An 18,005-nucleotide genomic window follows, 5' to 3' on the forward strand; every position below is an offset into this window, starting at 1 on the left:
CTGTCATACGCGGAGCCCGCCTGTCCACGGCGGGGCCGGCTCCACGCGTGCGATCCGCGGTATACGAAATGCCGCGCCCCCCAGGCTAGAACCCGGGGGGCGCGGCATCCATTCCGGCCCGGTGGCCGGAACGGTCAGCTCTCGGGACGGTCCTCGCGGGCCGTCTCGGTGGCGGGGGCGGGGTCCGCCGCCGTCGACTTCGCCGTGCTGATCGCGGCCGTCGCGCCGTTGGCGCCGTTCGTCAGGGCGAGCTCCTTCGGGGAGAGCACCGGCGGACGGGTGGACGGCGTGCGGCGCGAGGAGCCGGTCCAGGCGGGCCGGGGCGGGCGCTTGACGATGGGGGCGAAGATCTCGGCGATCTCCTCCTTGCCCAGCGTCTCCTTCTCCAGCAGCTGCAGGACGAGGTTGTCGAGCACGTCGCGGTTCTCGACCAGGATCTCCCAGGCCTCGTTGTGCGCCGTCTCGATGAGCTTCTTGACCTCCTCGTCCACCAGCGCGGCGACCTCCTCGGAGTAGTCGCGCTGGTGGGCCATCTCACGGCCCAGGAACGGCTCGGAGTTGTCCCCGCCGAACTTGATCGCGCCGAGACGCTCGGTCATGCCGTACTGGGTGACCATCGCGCGGGCCAGGTTGGTGGCCTTCTCGATGTCGTTCGCGGCGCCGGTGGTCGGGTCGTGGAAGACCAGTTCCTCGGCAGCGCGGCCGCCCAGCATGTAGGCGAGCTGGTCGAGCATCTCGTTGCGGGTGGTGGAGTACTTGTCCTCGTCCGGGAGCACCATCGTGTAGCCCAGGGCACGGCCGCGGGACAGGATGGTGATCTTGTGGACCGGGTCGGAGTTCGGCGAGGCCGCCGCGACCAGGGCGTGACCGCCCTCGTGGTACGCGGTGATCTTCTTCTCCTTGTCCGACATGATGCGGGTCCGCTTCTGCGGGCCGGCGACGACGCGGTCGATCGCCTCGTCGAGCATCTTGTTGTCGATCAGCTTCTGGTTCGAACGGGCCGTGAGCAGCGCGGCCTCGTTCAGCACGTTGGCGAGATCGGCACCGGTCATGCCGGGGGTGCGCCGGGCGACGGCCGACAGGTCGACGTCCGGGGCGACCGGCTTGCCCTTCTGGTGGACCTTGAGGATCTCCATACGGCCCTGCAGGTCCGGCGGGTCGACGGCGATCTGCCGGTCGAAGCGGCCGGGGCGCAGCAGCGCCGGGTCGAGGATGTCGGGCCGGTTGGTGGCGGCGATCAGGATGACGCCGCCCTTCACGTCGAAGCCGTCCATCTCGACGAGCAGCTGGTTCAGGGTCTGCTCGCGCTCGTCGTGACCGCCGCCGAGGCCGGCGCCGCGGTGGCGGCCGACCGCGTCGATCTCGTCGACGAAGACGATCGCCGGGGCGTTCGCCTTGGCCTGTTCGAACAGGTCACGGACCCGGGAGGCACCGACACCGACGAACATCTCGACGAAGTCGGAACCGGAGATCGAGTAGAACGGGACGCCCGCCTCGCCGGCGACGGCGCGCGCGAGCAGGGTCTTGCCGGTACCCGGGCGGCCGTAGAGCAGCACGCCCTTGGGGATCTTGGCGCCGACGGCCTGGAACTTGGCCGGCTCCTGGAGGAACTCCTTGATCTCGTGGAGCTCCTCGACGGCCTCGTCGCAGCCGGCGACGTCGGCGAAGGTCGTCTTGGGGGTGTCCTTGGTGATGAGCTTGGCCTTGGACTTGCCGAAGTTCATCACCCGGCTGCCGCCGCCCTGCATCTGGTTCATCAGGAACAGGAAGACGACGACGATCAGGACGAAGGGCAGCAGGGAAAGCAGGATGCCGAGGAACGGGTTCTGCTTCGAGGGCGAGACCGTGTAGCCCTTCGGGATCTGCTTGTCCTGGTACTTGGTCTGCAGCGTGCCGGCGATGGTCACGCCCTGGTCGCCGATGTAGCTGGCCTGGATCTTCGAGCTGCCCTCGACCTTGACGCCGTCCTTGAGCTCGACCTTGATGGTCTGCTCGTCGCCGGTGGTGAGCTTGGCCTGCTCGACCTTGTTGTCGTTGATGGCCTGGACGACCTGTGCGGTGTCCACCGTCTTGTAGCCGCCGGACGAGCCGACGACCTGCATCAACACGACCACGGCAAGGACGGCCAGCACGATCCACATGACCGGCCCACGGAAGTATCGCTTCACGTCCATCCACACGGAGCGGTGCCGCCCCGTCCCTCCTGCCATAGTGAGTTTGATAAGACAGTTCTTCTGACGGTACCCCAGCCTTGGCGTCCGAAGCCGCACAGGACCGCTGACGAACCCGTCTGCATGCTCCAACGGCGGGAGGCCCGCCGGGGTTCCCGATCGTCGCGGGGAGCGTGCCCGGCTGGGCTAGCCGCCGTAGACGTGAGGCGCGAGCGTACCGACGAACGGCAGGTTGCGGTACTTCTCGGCGTAGTCGAGGCCGTAGCCGACGACGAACTCGTTGGGGATGTCGAAGCCGACCCACTCCACGTCGATGGCGACCTTGGCGGCGTCGGGCTTGCGCAGCAGCGTGCACACCTTCAGGGAGGCGGGCTCGCGCGAGCCGAGGTTGTTGATCAGCCAGGACAGGGTCAGGCCGGAGTCGATGATGTCCTCGACGATCAGGACGTGCTTGCCCTTGATGTCGGTGTCGAGGTCCTTGAGGATCCGCACCACGCCGGAGGACTGGGTGCCCGCGCCGTAGGAGGACACGGCCATCCAGTCCATGGTGACGGGGGTGGACAGCGCCCGGGCCAGGTCGGCCATGACCATCACCGCGCCCTTGAGCACACCGACGATCAGCAGGTCCTTGCCCGCGTACTCCGCGTCGATCTTCGCGGCCAGCTCGGCCAGCTTCGCGTCGATCTCTTCCTTGGTGATGAGCACCTGCTGAAGGTCGGCACCCATGTCTTTCGCGTCCACCCGCATCACTTTCGGTCGGTCGTCCCACCGGCCGGTCCGCCCCCGCCGCGTCTGCGTGAGGGGTCGGGACTCAGCCTTGCCGAATCACCAGTCTGCCACCCTGACGCTGGGCGACGACTTTGCCGGGCAGATTGATGGCTCCCTGACCGCGCCAGCCGGTGATCAGCCGGTCGACCTCCTCGATGTGCCGGGCGAAGAGGGAACCGGCCGGGGCGCCCGCCTCGATGGCGGCGCGGCGCAGGATCCGGCGGCGCACGGCGGGCGGCAGGGCGTAGAGCTTGGCGCATTCCAGTCGCCCGGCCGCGTCGCGTACGCCGGCCTCGGCCTGGCTGGCCCAGGCGTCGAGGGCGTCGGCGTCGTCGCGGGAGAGCTGGGCGGTGCGGGCGAGCGCCTCGACGACGCCCTTGCCGAGGGCCTTCTCCAGGGCGGGCAGGCCCTCGTGGCGCAGCCGGGAGCGGGTGTAGGCGGGGTCGGCGTTGTGCGGGTCGTCCCAGACGGGCAGGGACTGGACCATGCAGGCCTTGCGGGCGGTCTGCCGGTCGAGCTGGAGGAAGGGGCGCCGGTAACGGCCGTCGGCCCCCGAGACCGCGGCCATGCCGGACAGGGAGCGGATGCCGGAGCCGCGGGCGAGGCCGAGCAGGACGGTTTCGGCCTGGTCGTCGCGGGTGTGGCCGAGGAGGATCGCGGCGGCGCCGTGGCGCTTGGCCGCGGCGTCCAGGGCGGCGTAGCGGGCGTCCCGGGCGGCGGCCTCGGGGCCTCCGTCGCGGCCGACGGTGACGGCGGTGGACTCGACGGGGCTGAGGCCGAGTTCGGTCAGGCGCTGGACGACTTCGGCGGCGCGGATGTCGGAGCCGGGCTGCAGACCGTGGTCGACGGTGATGCCGCCGGCGCGGATGCCGAGCCGGGGGGCCTCGAAGGCGAGGGCGGAGGCGAGCGCCATGGAGTCGGCGCCGCCGGAGCAGGCCACGAGCACGAGCGGCGCGGGCGGGCGCGCGGGTGCGCCGGACCCGGCGGGCTCCATGGCCCTCACGGTGGCGGAGGAGGTCTGTTCGGTGAGGATGTCGTGGAGGACGCGGCGGACCGCCAGGCGTATCGCCGCGACCGCAGGATGGGGACCCATGTCCGGTTCCCTTCAGGAAGCTTTTCGGGGGGTGAGCCCGAGTCGGTCACTCAGAGTGTGTAGATGGTGACAGAAACGGGCGGTGACCCGAGCATTGCACGCCTGTCCACGCCTCACGGTCCCTCGGACGGGTGATTGGAGGGGCGTTCGACTGCCGTCGGCCGGATCGTTTTCACCACCGTCTCGCGCCGTTCACGCCTCGGGCCTGCGGTGCACCCGCGCGATCCAGTCTGCCGGTTTGGAGATCTCCGCCTTGGTCGGGAGTGTGTTCGGAGAGGTCCACACACGGTTGAAGCCGTCCATGCCGACCTCGTCGACGACCGCGCGCACGAAGCGTTCGCCGTCCCGGTACTGCCGCAGCTTGGCGTCCAGGCCGAGCAGCTTGCGCAGGGCGAGGTCGAGGCGGGAGGCGCCCTTGGCGCGGCGCTGCTGGAACTTCTCGCGGATCTCGGCGACGGACGGCACGACGGAGGGTCCGACGCCGTCCATGACGAAGTCGGCGTGGCCCTCCAGCAGGGACATCACGGCGGTGAGCCGGCCGAGGATCTCCCGCTGGGCGGGGGTCTGCACCAGCTCCACCAGGGAGCGTCCGCCGTCCTCCTCCTCGCCCTCGGGGCGGCCGCCGGCCAGCGACTGGGCGGCCTCGCGGACGCGCTCCAGGACGGTCATCGGGTCGACGTCGGTCTCGGCGAGGAACGACTGGATCTCGCCCTCCAGGTGGTCGCGCAGCCAGGGCACGGCGCTGAACTGGGTGCGGTGCGTCTCCTCGTGCAGGCACACCCACAGGCGGAAGTCGTGCGGCTGGACGTCGAGTTCGCGCTCCACGTGGACGATGTTGGGGGCGACGAGCAGGAGCCGGCCGCCGCCGTTCTCACCGGCCGGCAGCTCGCGGGTGGCGGGGGCGAAGGTCTCGTACTGGCCGAGGACGCGGGAGGCGAGGAAGGACAGCAGCATGCCCAGTTCCACGCCGGTGACCTTGCCGCCGACGGCGCCGAGGACCTGACCGCCGGGGGAGCTGCCGCGGCGCTCCTGCATCTTCTCCAGCAGCGGTTTGAGGATCTCCCGGAACCCGGCGACGTTCGCCTTCACCCAGCCGGGGCGGTCGACGACGAGGACGGGCGTGTCGTGGATCTCGCCGGTGGCCATACGAGTGAAGCCCCGGACGTGCTCCTCCGAGGCTTTGGCGTGGCGGCGCAGTTCCGCGACGACGTCGCGGGCCTCTTCGCGGCTGACCTCGGGGCCCGGGCGTACGAGCCGGGTCGCGGTCGCGACCGCGAGATTCCAGTCGACCATCCCAGCAGATGCGGCACCACCGATGCTCGTCATGTGTCAACCGTACGTGAGCGTTCCCACTTGGGGCAGGCCGTGGGGGTGGGTGACGTGGGGGGTGTTGAGCAGGTCCGGGTGTTGTTGTGGGGGTGCTTGCGTCGGCAGGGGCGAGGGTTGCTGGGCAGGCACCGGTACTGCGGGCCGTGCCCACCCGTTCCGCCCTGCGGAACGACTGCCCACGGCGGTATGGCGGTAGGGCGGGCCGGCCGCTCGGTGGCGGGCACGGCGGGTGCAGGGCGGTCGGATGGCTGCCCGGCGGGGCGGGCGGCACGGCGTGCCGCGCGGCCGCTCGATGGCCGGGGGCCCTACCCCGCCAGTGCCGTGGCTGCCTTGTCCAGGGCTCTTTGGGCCGCGTCCGCGTTCGTCGTGCCCGAGGCCAGGAAGGCGAACGCCAGTACGTGGCCGCGCGGGTCCACGACCGTGCCGGCCAGGGCGTTGACGCCGCTCAGGGTGCCCGTCTTGGCGCGTACGAGACCCGCCGCGCCGCCCGTGTAGCGGCTGGTCAGGGTGCCGGTGAAGCCGGCGACGGGCAGGCCGGTGAGGACGGGGCGCAGCTCGGGGCGGGCGGGGTCGGCCGCCTTGGCCAGCAGGGCCGTCAGCAGGCCGGCGGTGGCGCGGTCGGTGCGGTCCAGGCCGCTGCCGTCCTTGAAGACGGCCCCCTTCAGCGGCAGCCCGAGCCTGGCCAGCTGCCGGCGGATCGCCTCGCCGCCGCCGGCGAAGTCGGGGCGGGTGCCGGTGGCGAGGGCGGTCTGGCGGGCCAGGTGCTCGGCGATGTCGTTGTCGCTGTTGGTGAGCATCCGCTCGACGAGGTCGGACAGCGGCGGGGACGTCACCGTCGCGAGCGTCTGGGCGCGCTGGGTGGCCTTGGAGGGGCCGGGGGCCTTGGTCCGGACGCCCTGCGCGTGCAGCAGGTCGGCGAACCGGCGGGCCGCGTCCGCCGCCGGGTCGGTGGCGCGGATCGCGGTACCGGCCGTCGAGTCGTCCGTGCGGCCCTCGTCGACCATCAGGGCGGTGACGGGGGCGAGGTTCTCGTTCTGCCCGATCGGGTGAAGTACGGGCCCGGCGTACAGGCTCGTGTCGTACGAGAGCGTGACCTCGCTCAGGCCGCGCTCGCGCAGGGCGGCGGCCGTGGACGCGGCGAGAGTGCGCAGGCTCGCCCAGTCGCCGGCGTCCGCGCGGGCGGTCAGGGTCGGGTCGCCGCCGCCGACCAGGATCAGCTCCCGGGTGTCCGGTTCGAGCACCGCGCGGGTGGCGAGGCGGTGGTCGGCGCCGAGGGCGGACAGCGCGGCGACCGCCGTGGCGAGCTTGGTGGTGGAGGCGGGCGTGAGGGCGTCGTCGGCGCCGGTGCCGTACAGCCGCCTGCCGCCGGCCAGGTCGACGACGACGGCCGCGCGCCGCGCGCCGAGGGAGGGGTCCCTCAGCAGCGGGTCGAGCAGGGCGGCCAGAGCGGGGCCGCCGGGCGGGGTCTGCGCGGTGGTCGCGGCGCCGCCGAGGCCGGTGAGGACCGCGGGCGCGCTGGGTGCCGGGCGGGGCGCCCCGGCCGCCGCGTCGGAGGATCGGGGCGAATCGGACGTACGGCCGTGATCTGCGCCACCCGCACGTTCCTGGGCGGCTGCCCACTGCCGTTCGGCCGTACGCTGACCCGTGGAGTCCCAGGGGCCGGCGGCGGTGACGACGCCGGCGGCCAGTGCGAGACCGACGGTGGCGGCACCCGCGGTGTACTGCCAGGTGCTGACGGCTTTCGGCCGGCCGGTGCGCGTGACCTTCAGCCGGGCGGCGTCGGCGGCGCGTGCCAGCCGCGGCCGTACGGCGTCCGCGATCCGTGCCATGTGCGGTCTCGCGGCTCGCCAAGGCCTCAGTTCCGGCACGACCACCAGCCCCTTTCGCGATCACACACTGGCGTGAGGGACACTTAATCACCCGACGTATGTGCTGATCATGGAGGAGCCACCGGTGGAGTTCGACGTCACGATCGAGATCCCGAAGGGTTCGCGCAACAAGTACGAAGTGGACCACGAGACGGGTCGGATCCGCCTGGACCGGCACCTGTTCACCTCGACGGTCTACCCGGCCGACTACGGCTACATCGAGGGCACCCTCGGCGAGGACGGCGACCCGCTGGACGCCCTGGTCATCCTGGACGAGCCCACCTTCCCGGGCGTGCTGGTGAAGTGCCGCGCCATCGGCATGTTCCGCATGCGCGACGAGGCCGGCGGCGACGACAAGGTGCTGTGCGTGCCGGCGTCCGACCCGCGGATGGAGCACCTGCGCGACATCCACCACGTCTCGGAGTTCGACCGCCTGGAGATCCAGCACTTCTTCGAGGTCTACAAGGACCTGGAGCCGGGCAAGAGCGTCGAGGGCGCCAACTGGGTCGGCCGCGCGGACGCCGAGGCCGAGATCGAGCGCTCCATCAAGCGCCAGGGGGAGCACGGCGGCCACTGAGGCCTCTTGAGCCCACCGGCCGGTGACGGGTCGCACGCGCATGCGTGCGGCCCGTTCGGCGTCTGTGCGCATACTGAGGCCTACGGAGTGTCGTACAGGGAGTGCTGCTTCAAGTGAGCGAGGCGGAGGACCGCAAGCCGCAGTCGGACGAGGCCAGGAGCGCCTACGACTCGGAGATCACGTCCGAGTTCGCCATTCCCGAGGGGCTCACCGTGCCCAAGGTGGTGGGCGGCGAGTCGGAGACGACGTCCGAGTTCGCGCTGCCGGACGGCCTGGAGGCGCCGCAGGCGCCCGCGGCGGAACCGGAGGGCTCGGCGTTCAGCCCGCCGAGCGTCTACAGCGCCAAGAGCGCCCCGCCGGCCTTCACGCCGCCCGGCGGGATACCGGCGGTCAGCCTCACCAAGGACGTGCCGTGGCAGGACCGGATGCGCACCATGCTGCGCATGCCGGTGGCCGAGCGGCCGGCACCGGAGAAGGTGCACAAGCCGGAGGAGGGCGGCCCGGCCGTCCCGCGCGTGCTGGACCTGACCCTGCGTATCGGCGAGCTGCTGCTGGCCGGCGGTGAGGGCGCCGAGGACGTGGAGGCGGCGATGTTCGCGGTGTGCCGCTCCTACGGCCTGGACCGCTGCGAGCCGAACGTCACCTTCACCCTGCTGGCGATCTCCTACCAGCCCTCCCTCGTGGAGGACCCGGTCACCGCCTCCCGCACGGTGCGGCGCCGGGGCACCGACTACACGCGGCTGGCGGCCGTGTTCCGGCTCGTGGACGACCTCAGCGACCCGGAGACCCATGTCTCCCTGGAGGAGGCCTACCGGCGTCTGGCGGAGATCCGCCGCAACCGGCACCCGTTCCCGACCTGGGTGCTGACCCTGGCCAGCGGGCTGCTCGCCGGCGCGGCCTCGCTGCTGGTCGGCGGCGGGCTGCCGGTGTTCGCCGCGGCCATGGTGGGCGCCATGCTGGGCGACCGGCTGGCGTGGCTGTGCGCGGGGCGCGGGCTGCCGGAGTTCTACCAGTTCACGGTGGCCGCGATGCCGCCGGCCGCGATAGGCGTCGCGCTGACCCTGGCGCACGTGGACGTGAACGCGTCCGCGGTGATCACCGGTGGGCTGTTCGCGCTGCTGCCGGGGCGGGCGCTGGTGGCGGGCGTGCAGGACGGGCTGACCGGCTTCTACATCACCGCCTCGGCGCGTCTGCTGGAGGTGCTGTACTTCTTCGTCGGCATCGTCGTCGGGGTGCTGGTGATGCTCTACCTCGGCGTGCAGCTGGGGGCACACCTCAACCCCGACGCGGCGCTGCGGCTGGAGGAGCGGCCGCTGCTGCAGATCGCGGCGTCGATGCTGCTGTCGGCGACCTTCGCGGTGCTGCTCCAGCAGGAGCGGTCCACGGTCCTCGCGGTGACCCTGAACGGGGGTGTGGCGTGGGTGGTGTACGGCGCGCTGCACTACACCGGGGACATCTCGCCGGTGGCCTCCACGGCCGTCGCCGCGGGTCTCGTGGGCCTGTTCGGGCAGTTGCTGTCGCGCTACCGGTTCGTCTCCGCGCTGCCCTACACGACGGCGGCGATCGGACCGCTGCTGCCGGGTTCGGCGACGTACTTCGGGCTGCTGTCGATCGCGCAGAACGACGTCGACAAGGGGCTGGTGTCGCTGACGAAGGCGGCGGCGCTGGCGATGGCCATCGCGATCGGGGTGAACCTGGGGTCGGAGATCTCCCGGCTGTTCCTGCGGGTCGGCTCCGCCGACAAGCGCCGCGCCGCCAAGCGGACGAGGGGCTTCTGAGGCCCCTCGGCCCTGGTCGTCCGAGGCCCCTCAGCCCTGGTTGTACGGGTACTGGCCGCCGTACTGCTGCTGGTGCCCGTAGCTCTGCGGCTGCTGCTGCGGGTACTGCTCGCCGTAGTACTGGTTTCCGTACTGCTCGCTGTACTGGTCGCCGTAGGGGTGCTGCTGCGGCTGCTGGGGCTGCTGCCCGGGGTGGTGGTGCGGCGTCTGGTGGTCCGGCGCCGGGTCGATGCGGCGGAGCTGGGTCGTCGCGTCGTCCATCGCCGGGGGCATCTGGTGCGGCTGCTGCCGGGCAGGCTCGGCCTGCGGGGCGTTCCTGCTCTTGCGGCGGGCGCGCAGGAACTCGATGGCGATCGGCACCACCGAGACGAGGACGATCAGGATGAGGATCGCCTCGATGTTGTTCTTGACGAAGTCGATGTTGCCCAGCCAGGAGCCCAGCAGCGTCACCCCGGCGCCCCACAGGACACCGCCGATGACGTTGAAGACCAGGAACGAGCGGTACCGCATACCGCTGACGCCGGCGATGATCGGCGTGAACGTGCGCACGATCGGCACGAAGCGGGCCAGGACCAGGGACTTGGGGCCGTACTTCTCGAAGAACTCGTGCGCCTTGGTGACGTTCTCCTGCTTGAACAGGCGCGAGTCGGGCCGGTTGAACAGCGACGGGCCGACCTTCTTGCCGAACATGTAACCCGCCTGGTCGCCCAGGACCGCCGCGAGGCAGATCAGCGCGATCGCCGCCCACAGGGGGAAGTCCAGCTGGTTCGACGTGATCAGCAGACCGCAGGTGAACAGCAGCGAGTCGCCCGGCAGGAAGAAGCCGATCAGCAGACCCGACTCCGCGAAGACGATCAGGAGCAGGCCCCAGATGCCGAACGTGTCGAGGAGGTAGTTCGGATCGAGCCAGCTCGGGCCGAGGGCAAGCGTCGTCACGGTTCCGGGCTCCTGAGAGGGGTGGGGAGGTACGGCGGCAGGTAGCGCCCGCCCAAAGCTATCAACGCGTGGTGTACGGCCCAGGTTCCCCGGGCTCTCTCAGGATGCACCCGGCGCCGCCCGGGTCGAAGCTGTGGACCATGGGCATCGACGATTACGGCGGCGGCCAGACGCCCCAGGCGGATGTGCTGGTCGTCACCACGAACGAGGTACCGGGCCACCGGGTGCAGCAGGTCATCGGCGAGGTGTTCGGGCTGACCGTGCGCTCCCGCCACGTCGGCAGCCAGATCGGCGCCGGGCTGAAGTCGCTGGTCGGCGGCGAGCTGCGCGGGCTGACCAAGACGCTCGTGGAGACCCGCAACCAGGCGATGGAGCGGCTGGTGGAGCAGGCACGCGCGCGTGGCGCCAACGCCGTGCTGGCGTTCCGCTTCGACGTGACGGAGGCGGCGGACGTGGGCACGGAGGTGTGCGCGTACGGCACGGCGGTGGTCGTGGCCCGGGAGTAGCAGGCCCGGGCCACGACCCGCTCAGGCGGTGTGCCGGGCCGCGTTCGCCTTGATGGCGTCGCGCATGTACACGGCCAGTCCGGTGCGGATGTTCTCGTAGGTCGCGGTGAACCGCGGGTCGTCGACGTACATCTGTCCCAGGCACGCGTGCAGCTCGTGCGAGCAGTCGTAGTAGCTGGAGCAGATGAAGAGGCGGTGCTCCTCGGCGACGTCCATCGCGGCCTCGGAGCCGGCCGGCACACCCTGGCCGAGCAGATCCGCCATCCGGCCGTGGATGGCGTCCAGCTCTTGGGTGATCCGCTTCCAGTCCTCCTTGGTGTACGAGGCCGTCCGGCGCTGGGACTGCCGGTACTGCTCGGTGTCGCCCCAGCGCTCCCGGACCTCGTCGGCGTACTGCTCGGGGTCGTGGTCCCCGAACACCTCGAACTTCTCCTCGGGCGTGAGGTTGATTCCCATCTTGTGTGCCTCCATGGCGTGCTCCACGGCCTCGGCCATCTTCTGCAGCTTCTCGATCCGGGCGGTCAGCAGCTCGTGCTGGCGGCGCAGATGCGCGCGCGGGTCCGCGTCCGGGTCGTCGAGCAGGGCCGCGACCTCCTCCAGCGGGAAGCCGAGCTCGCGGTAGAACAGGATCTGCTGCAGCCGGTCGAGGTCGGCGTCGTTGTAGCGCCGGTGGCCCGCGTGGCTGCGCTCGCTCGGTACGAGCAGGCCGATGGCGTCGTAGTGGTGCAGTGTGCGCACCGTGACCCCGGCGAAGCCCGCGACCTGTCCCACGGAGTAGCTCACTTCCGCTCCCTTCTCGCTTGCGGGCTCCACCCTGCGTCCTCACGCCACGTGAGGTGCAAGCCTGACGCAGGCGCGAGATGCACACCCGACATAGCGGACATAGCGTCGTAGCCATGCCCCTGCACAAAGGCACCGAGCAGCCCGCCGACCGTCCGCTGGCCGTCAACCCGTTCTTCGGCGAGGCCAATCCGACGGGTGGGATGACCCAGGCACCGCCCACGCACCGCCTGCCGGACTCCCCGCTGGCGCCCTCGACGGCGTATCAGCTGGTGCACGACGAGCTGATGCTGGACGGCAACTCCCGGCTGAACCTGGCCACCTTCGTCACCACCTGGATGGAGCCGCAGGCCGGGGTGCTGATGGCGGAGTGCCGGGACAAGAACATGATCGACAAGGACGAGTATCCGCGCACCGCCGAGCTGGAGCGGCGCTGTGTGGCGATGCTCGCCGACCTGTGGCACGCGCCGGATCCCTCGGCCGCCGTGGGCTGTTCCACGACCGGCTCCAGCGAGGCGTGCATGCTCGCCGGGATGGCGCTGAAGCGGCGCTGGACGAAGCGCGCCGGCGACCGCTATCCGGCGGCGCGGCCCAATCTCGTCATGGGCGTCAACGTCCAGGTCTGCTGGGACAAGTTCTGCACCTTCTGGGAGGTCGAGCCCCGGCTCGTGCCGATGGAGGGCGAGCGCTTCCACCTCGACCCCGCGGCCGCGGCCGAGCTGTGCGACGAGAACACCATCGGTGTCGTCGGCGTCCTCGGCTCCACCTTCGACGGCTCCTACGAGCCGATCGCCGAGCTGTGCGCGGCGCTGGACGCCCTGCAGGAGCGCACCGGGCTGGACGTCCCGGTGCACGTCGACGGGGCGTCCGGGGCGATGATCGCGCCGTTCCTCGACCCGGAGCTGGTGTGGGACTTCCGGCTGCCGAGGGTGGCGTCGATCAACACCTCCGGGCACAAGTACGGGCTGGTGTATCCCGGCGTCGGCTGGGCGCTGTGGCGGGACGCGACGGCGCTGCCGGAGGAGCTGGTGTTCCGGGTCAACTACCTGGGCGGCGACATGCCGACCTTCGCGCTGAACTTCTCCCGGCCCGGCGCGCAGGTGGTGGCGCAGTACTACACGTTCCTGCGGCTGGGCCGGGAGGGCTACCGGGCGGTGCAGCAGGCGTCCCGCGACGTGGCCGGCTCGCTCGCCGACCGGATCGAGGCGCTCGGCGACTTCCGGCTGCTGACCCGGGGCGACCAGCTGCCGGTGTTCGCCTGCACGACGGCACCCGATGTCCAGGCGTACGACGTGTTCGATGTCTCCCGGCGGCTGCGCGAGAGCGGCTGGCTGGTACCCGCGTACACCTTCCCGCCGAAGCGGGAGGACCTGGCGGTGCTACGGGTGGTGTGCCGCAACGGCTTCTCCTCGGACCTCGCCGAGCTGTTCGTCGAGGACCTCACCCGCCTGCTGCCCGAACTGCGCCGGCAGCCGCACCCCCTGACCCGCGACCGGGACGCGGCGACGAGCTTCCACCACTAGGCGGCCGGCGTCCTTTCCGGTCCTGCTCCGGGGCGCGCGGCAAGACGTAGCAGTGGCCGTTGGCTAACGCGTGTCCCCGGGATGCCGCTCCCCCGTCGCGTACGGGTTGTCCTGGCCCTCGGTGAGGACGCCGACGAACGGCTCGCCCTCGCCGGCGAAGGTGTAGGCGCCCGCCTCGATGCGGGCGATCAGGCCCCGGGTCCAGGCGGCCTCGCCGTCGGCCGTGTGCACCCACATGTTCATGATCTCGCCGATGTGACCGAGCTGTTCGGGCCCCTCCTCGGGGACGTAGTGCTCGGTGACCTCGTCACGCCACTCCGCCAGCCGCCGCAGCCGCTCCCGCAGCAGCGCCACCACCTCCGCGCGCTCCAGGTCGACCATGAACCCGATCGCCGAGGAGAGCACGTCGACGGCACGGTCCCGGGCCACGAGCGCCTCCCTGAGCAGCGTGAAGTACTCCTGAGTGCCCCGCTCGGTGATCTCGTACTCCGTGCGGGGCGGTCCCCCGGCCGTGGACGGCGCCGTCTCGTGCGCGTGCAGCAGTCCCTGCTTCGCCATCTGCTTCAGGGCGTGGTAGATCGAGCCCGGCTTGGCGTTGGACCACTCGTGCGCGCCCCAGTACTCCAGGTCGCCGCGCACCTGGTAGCCGTGGGCCCGCCCGTGCTGGCGAACGGCCCCCAGCACGAGCAGACGGATCGCTGACATGCCGTCCAGGTTATTGCCGTACGGCTATCCGGCCTGCTCCGGGCCCGCCTGTCCGGCCTGCTCCAGGGCCACCAGCTCGAAGGCGGTCCTGCCGTCCAGGGACTCGCGGATGATGTCGGCGTGGCCGGCGTGCCGGGCGGTCTCGCGGATCAGGTGCAGGCACAGCCAGCGCAGCGAGACGCGCTCGTCCGGCGGGAACCAGGGCTCATCGGGCAGGGCGAAGGTGTCGTCGAGGCTGGGCGCCTGCCGGACGAAGGCCTCCGTCTCGGCGGCCACCCGCTCCCAGTACGCCAGCTGCTGCGCGAGCGTCTCGCCCCCGACCAGCCGGAAGCACTCGGGCCAGTTCGACTCGTCCCGCTTGACCGCCGGCGGCTCCCCCTTGGCGCGGGCGACCCAAGATTGCTCGACCTCGGCGACATGCTTGACCAGCCCGGCGAGGGACAGCTCACTGGCGCTCGGCCGGCTCGCCGCCTGCTCCTCGGTGAGGCCGAGCACCGCCCGCCGGATGCCGCCGCGCTGCTCCGCCAGGAAGGACAGCAGCGCCCCGCGCTCGTCACCGAGGGCCTCGGCTCGCACATGAGTGACCATGACCGGCCGCCTTTCGACTCGTCGTCCGCGGGCTCTCCTGCCCGACACCGACGACGTTACGGACCCTTGCGGTCAGCCTCTGTCCGCAATGCCGGGCGGTTCAGAACGGGAACCGGCTGCGCCCGTGCTGCACCGAGATCCACTTCAGCGAGGTGAACGCCTCCAGCGTCGACTCGCCGTTCAGCCGGCCCGGCCCCGAGTGCTTCTCCCCGCCGAACGGGACCAGCGGCTCGTCGTGCACGGTGCCGTCGTTCACATGGAACATGCCGCTGTCGATCCGCAGGGCGAACCGCACTCCGCGCTCGACGTCACCGGTGTGGACGGCGCCGCTCAGGCCGTACGGGGTGTCGTTGACGAGGCGCACGGCCTCCTCCTCGCCGTCGAAGGGGACGACGAAGGCGACCGGTCCGAACACCTCCTGCCGCAGCAGCGGCGAGTCGGCGGGCAGACCGGTCAGGACGGCCGGCTCGACCAGGGTGTCGGTCCTGCCGCCCCGCACCAGCGCGGTCGCGCCCTCGGCGAGGGCCTGCTCGACGACGTTCGTGACGTCCTCCGCCTGCCGGGAGTCGATCAGCGGGCCGATGACGGTCTCGGGGTCGCTCGGGTCGCCGCTCTTGAGTCCCCGGACCCGCTCGGCGAACTTCGCGGTGAACTCCTCGGCGACCGACCTCTCCACCAGCAGGCGGTTGGCGGCCATGCAGACCTGGCCCTGGTGGACGAACCGGCTGAAGACGGCGGCGTCGACGGCGTAGTCGAGGTCGGCGTCGTCGAGGACCACCAGCGCGCTGTTGCCGCCCAGTTCGAGCACCGCGCGCTTGACGTTGGCGGCGCAGACGGCGGCCACATGGCGGCCGACCCGGTCGGAGCCGGTGAAGGAGATGACCTTCGGCACCGGGTGTTCCAGGAAGGCGTCGCCGACCTCGGCTATGTCGGTGACCACCACGTTGAGCACTCCCGCGGGCAGCCCGGCGTCCTCGAAGAGCTTGGCTATCAGGGTGCCGCCGACGACCGGCGTGCTCTCGTGCGGCTTGAGCACCACCGCGTTGCCCAGCGCCAGCGCCGGCGCGACCGACTTCAGCGACAGCAGGAAGGGCACGTTGAAGGGGCTGATCACACCGACCACGCCAACTGGCACCCGGTAGACCCGGTTCTCCTTGCCGTCGATCGGGGACGGGAGGATACGGCCCTCGGCGCTGAGCGCCACATGAGCCGCCTCGCGCAGGAACTCCTTGGCCAGGTGCAGCTCGAAGGCGGCCTTGCCGCGGGTGGAGCCCAGCTCGGCGATCATCGCCTCGGTGATCTCCGCCTCGCGCTCCTCGACGAGGCGCAGCACTCTCTCGAACACCGCCCGCCGGGCGAAGGGGTTGGTGGCCGCCCACTGCTTCTGGGCACGCTCGGCGGCACGGTAGGCGGCGTCGATCTCGCCGGCCGTGGCGATCGTGATCGAGGCCAGCTTCTCGTGGTCGTACGGGTTGAAGTCGATGATGTCCCAGGAGCCGGTGCCCGGGCGCCACTCACCGTCGATGTACTGCTGCGCCAGGTCGGAGAAGTACGGCGACATGCGATCCCTCAATCCTTCCTGCCGCGGGCAGGCGAAGTCGGCACTCGATCACTTCGCGACACGACCACGACGTGACTCGGTCACTTGGTGGTCTGCGTCACCTGATCGCACGTCATCGTACTGACGAGTCACGACAGTTGAAGGAGTCCTCGCAAAAGGTCCCGCGTCTCCGACGGCCCCGGGCTGTCCTGCTGGAGCTCCGCGAGCGCCTGCTCGTACTGGGCGACGTCCTCGCTCTTGTCCAGGTACAGCGCGCTGGTGAGCTGCTCGGTGAACACCACGTCCGACAGATCGGACTCCGGGAAGCTGAGGATGGTGAACGCGCCGGACTCCCCGGAGTGCCCGCCGAAGCTGAACGGCATGACCTGCAGACGGATGTTGGGCCGCTCCGACATGTCGATCAGATGCTGCAGCTGCTCGCGCATCACCGTGCGGTCGCCGTAGGGGCGGCGCAGGGCGGCCTCGTCGAGCACGACGTGGAACTGGGGGGCGTTCTCGGCGACGAGGTACTTCTGCCGCTCCAGGCGCAGCGCGACGCGCTTTTCGACATCGGCCTCGCTCGCGCCCTTCATACCGCGCCGCACCACCGCGCGCGCGTACGCCTCGGTCTGCAGCAGGCCGTGCACGAACTGCACCTCGTAGGCGCGGATCAGGGAGGCCGCGCCCTCCAGGCCGACGTAGGTGGGGAACCAGCTCGGCAGGACGTCGGAGTAACTGTGCCACCAGCCGGCGACGTTGGCCTCGCGGGCCAGGTTGACCAGGGCCGTGCGCTCCGCCTCGTCCGTGATGCCGTACAGCGTCAGCAAGTCCTCCACGTCCCTCGTCTTGAAGCTCACCCGGCCCAGCTCCATCCGGCTGATCTTCGACTCGGAGGCACGGATCGAGTACCCCGCCTGCTCACGAGTGATCCCACGCGCCTCGCGCAGCCGCCTGAGTTGCGAGCCGAGCAGCATGCGCCGCACCACTGATCCGGGCTCTCCCGCACTCACGTCCGCCTGCCTCCCAACCGACTCCAGGGGCCGCAGTCTGCCACTAAATCACTTCGAGCAGTACTCGTCCGATTACACAGACGGAAAAGAGTGGTACAGCACGCGCGCGACTTCTGGCCATCAAGGTGTAGCCCAGTGACGGGAGTTGCCAGAGAACGTGGCAGAAAAAATGGCCAACAAGCGGCACGGGGGCATCCATTTCGGTCACGTGCACGTGCATCTGCCCTTGCATCTGGTGTGCGCATCCGAAACCATGGTCCCGCGCCACCGCTGCATCGCAACGACCGCGAACTCCCGGGAGTGCCTCGCATGGGGACGAATGGATCGACCATGCTCCAGCCGTTACGGCAGGGCCTTCCGCCGCTGGATCCCGCAGCCGTGTCGAACGCCGCCTCCTGTTCCCTGCCCGCCCGCTATGAAGCCGTCCGCGAGGCACGCCGGTTCACCCGCACCACCCTGGACCAGTGGGACCTCGGCGACCGCTTCGACGACGTGTGCCTGGTCGTCTCCGAACTGGTCACCAACGCGCTGCGGCACGCGACACCGGCGGGCGAGCGACCGGACGACGAACCGCAGCCGTCCGTACGGCTGCACCTGATGCGGTGGACCGAGCGGCTGGTGTGCGCGGTGCGCGACGCGAGCGAGGCCGGCCCGGTGGCGCGCGAGACGGACGACGACTTCTCGGCGGAGTCCGGCCGCGGACTGTTCCTCGTCGACTCCTTCAGCGACAGCTGGGGCTGGCACCCGCTCGCGGGCGCCCTGGGCGGCAAGGTCGTCTGGGCCCTGTTCCGGCTGCCGTCCCGCTGACGAACCCCGGCATCTTCCGACGCCGG

16 protein-coding genes are annotated in these 18,005 nt (G+C 70.9%); 5 read left to right on the plus strand and 11 right to left on the minus strand.

Features of this window, described 5'->3' with window-relative positions; translation table 11 throughout:
• Positions 1 to 134 precede the first annotated feature (134 nt).
• The 5 genes from ftsH to dacB form a co-directional block, all read right to left on the minus strand.
• Positions 135 to 2,174 carry an ATP-dependent zinc metalloprotease FtsH gene (gene ftsH / locus C3489_RS08915; RefSeq protein WP_103781214.1) on the minus strand — a complete coding sequence of 680 codons (2,040 nt, stop codon included), beginning with the start codon at positions 2,172 to 2,174 and terminating at the stop codon, positions 135 to 137.
• Positions 2,175 to 2,357: 183 nt separating this feature from the next.
• Positions 2,358 to 2,918, minus strand: a complete 561-nt coding sequence (hpt, locus tag C3489_RS08920; RefSeq protein WP_031165039.1) for a hypoxanthine phosphoribosyltransferase — start codon at positions 2,916 to 2,918, stop codon at positions 2,358 to 2,360.
• A 64-nt stretch (positions 2,919 to 2,982) separates the two neighbouring features.
• Entirely contained in the window at positions 2,983 to 4,032 is a 1,050-nt protein-coding gene (gene tilS / locus C3489_RS08925) for a tRNA lysidine(34) synthetase TilS (RefSeq protein WP_103781215.1), read from the minus strand.
• Between the two features lie 192 nt (positions 4,033 to 4,224).
• Positions 4,225 to 5,358, minus strand: a complete 1,134-nt coding sequence (locus tag C3489_RS08930; protein ID WP_103781216.1) for a zinc-dependent metalloprotease — start codon at positions 5,356 to 5,358, stop codon at positions 4,225 to 4,227.
• 308 nt (positions 5,359 to 5,666) lie between these two features.
• A complete protein-coding gene (dacB, locus tag C3489_RS08935; RefSeq protein WP_103781217.1) occupies positions 5,667 to 7,190 on the minus strand; it encodes a D-alanyl-D-alanine carboxypeptidase/D-alanyl-D-alanine-endopeptidase in 1,524 nt (507 codons plus the stop codon).
• Positions 7,191 to 7,314: 124 nt separating this feature from the next.
• On the opposite strand from dacB, the gene C3489_RS08940 reads away from it, so the two are divergent.
• Entirely contained in the window at positions 7,315 to 7,806 is a 492-nt protein-coding gene (locus tag C3489_RS08940) for an inorganic diphosphatase (protein WP_103781218.1), read from the plus strand.
• A 113-nt stretch (positions 7,807 to 7,919) separates the two neighbouring features.
• Positions 7,920 to 9,584, plus strand: a complete 1,665-nt coding sequence (locus tag C3489_RS08945) for a threonine/serine exporter ThrE family protein (RefSeq protein WP_103781219.1) — start codon at positions 7,920 to 7,922, stop codon at positions 9,582 to 9,584.
• 30 nt (positions 9,585 to 9,614) lie between these two features.
• Here C3489_RS08945 and C3489_RS08950 read toward each other — a convergent pair whose 3' ends face one another.
• Entirely contained in the window at positions 9,615 to 10,520 is a 906-nt protein-coding gene (locus C3489_RS08950; RefSeq protein WP_103781220.1) for a DedA family protein, read from the minus strand.
• Positions 10,521 to 10,660: 140 nt separating this feature from the next.
• Here C3489_RS08950 and C3489_RS08955 point away from each other — a divergent pair, with 140 nt between their 5' ends.
• Positions 10,661 to 11,026 (plus strand): YbjQ family protein, encoded by a 366-nt coding sequence (locus C3489_RS08955; RefSeq protein ID WP_103781221.1) that lies wholly within the window; start codon positions 10,661 to 10,663, stop codon positions 11,024 to 11,026.
• A gap of 21 nt (positions 11,027 to 11,047) precedes the next feature.
• Here C3489_RS08955 and C3489_RS08960 read toward each other — a convergent pair whose 3' ends face one another.
• Positions 11,048 to 11,809 carry a MerR family transcriptional regulator gene (locus C3489_RS08960; RefSeq protein ID WP_103781222.1) on the minus strand — a complete coding sequence of 254 codons (762 nt, stop codon included), beginning with the start codon at positions 11,807 to 11,809 and terminating at the stop codon, positions 11,048 to 11,050.
• Between the two features lie 113 nt (positions 11,810 to 11,922).
• Here C3489_RS08960 and C3489_RS08965 point away from each other — a divergent pair, with 113 nt between their 5' ends.
• Positions 11,923 to 13,329, plus strand: coding sequence for a glutamate decarboxylase (locus tag C3489_RS08965; protein WP_103781223.1), 1,407 nt, complete (start codon positions 11,923 to 11,925; stop codon positions 13,327 to 13,329).
• Positions 13,330 to 13,392: 63 nt separating this feature from the next.
• On the opposite strand, the gene C3489_RS08970 is transcribed toward C3489_RS08965, so the two are convergent.
• The 4 genes from C3489_RS08970 to C3489_RS08985 form a co-directional block, all read right to left on the minus strand.
• The gene (locus tag C3489_RS08970; protein WP_103781224.1) at positions 13,393 to 14,034 is read right to left on the minus strand and encodes a PadR family transcriptional regulator; all 642 of its coding nucleotides are present in this window, start codon (positions 14,032 to 14,034) and stop codon (positions 13,393 to 13,395) included.
• 24 nt (positions 14,035 to 14,058) lie between these two features.
• A complete protein-coding gene (locus tag C3489_RS08975; protein WP_103781225.1) occupies positions 14,059 to 14,622 on the minus strand; it encodes a DinB family protein in 564 nt (187 codons plus the stop codon).
• Positions 14,623 to 14,722: 100 nt separating this feature from the next.
• On the minus strand, positions 14,723 to 16,183 hold the full coding sequence (locus C3489_RS08980) for an aldehyde dehydrogenase family protein (RefSeq protein WP_103781226.1): 1,461 nt from the start codon (positions 16,181 to 16,183) through the stop codon (positions 14,723 to 14,725).
• A gap of 128 nt (positions 16,184 to 16,311) precedes the next feature.
• The gene (locus tag C3489_RS08985) at positions 16,312 to 17,136 is read right to left on the minus strand and encodes a helix-turn-helix transcriptional regulator (RefSeq protein WP_103781287.1); all 825 of its coding nucleotides are present in this window, start codon (positions 17,134 to 17,136) and stop codon (positions 16,312 to 16,314) included.
• Positions 17,137 to 17,502: 366 nt separating this feature from the next.
• Here C3489_RS08985 and C3489_RS08995 point away from each other — a divergent pair, with 366 nt between their 5' ends.
• The gene (locus tag C3489_RS08995; RefSeq protein WP_103781228.1) at positions 17,503 to 17,979 is read left to right on the plus strand and encodes an ATP-binding protein; all 477 of its coding nucleotides are present in this window, start codon (positions 17,503 to 17,505) and stop codon (positions 17,977 to 17,979) included.
• Positions 17,980 to 18,005: the final 26 nt, after the last annotated feature.

The sequence above is a fragment of the Streptomyces sp. Ru71 genome (genome assembly GCF_002920535.1).
In the GTDB taxonomy this organism is placed as follows: Bacteria; Actinomycetota; Actinomycetes; order Streptomycetales; family Streptomycetaceae; genus Streptomyces.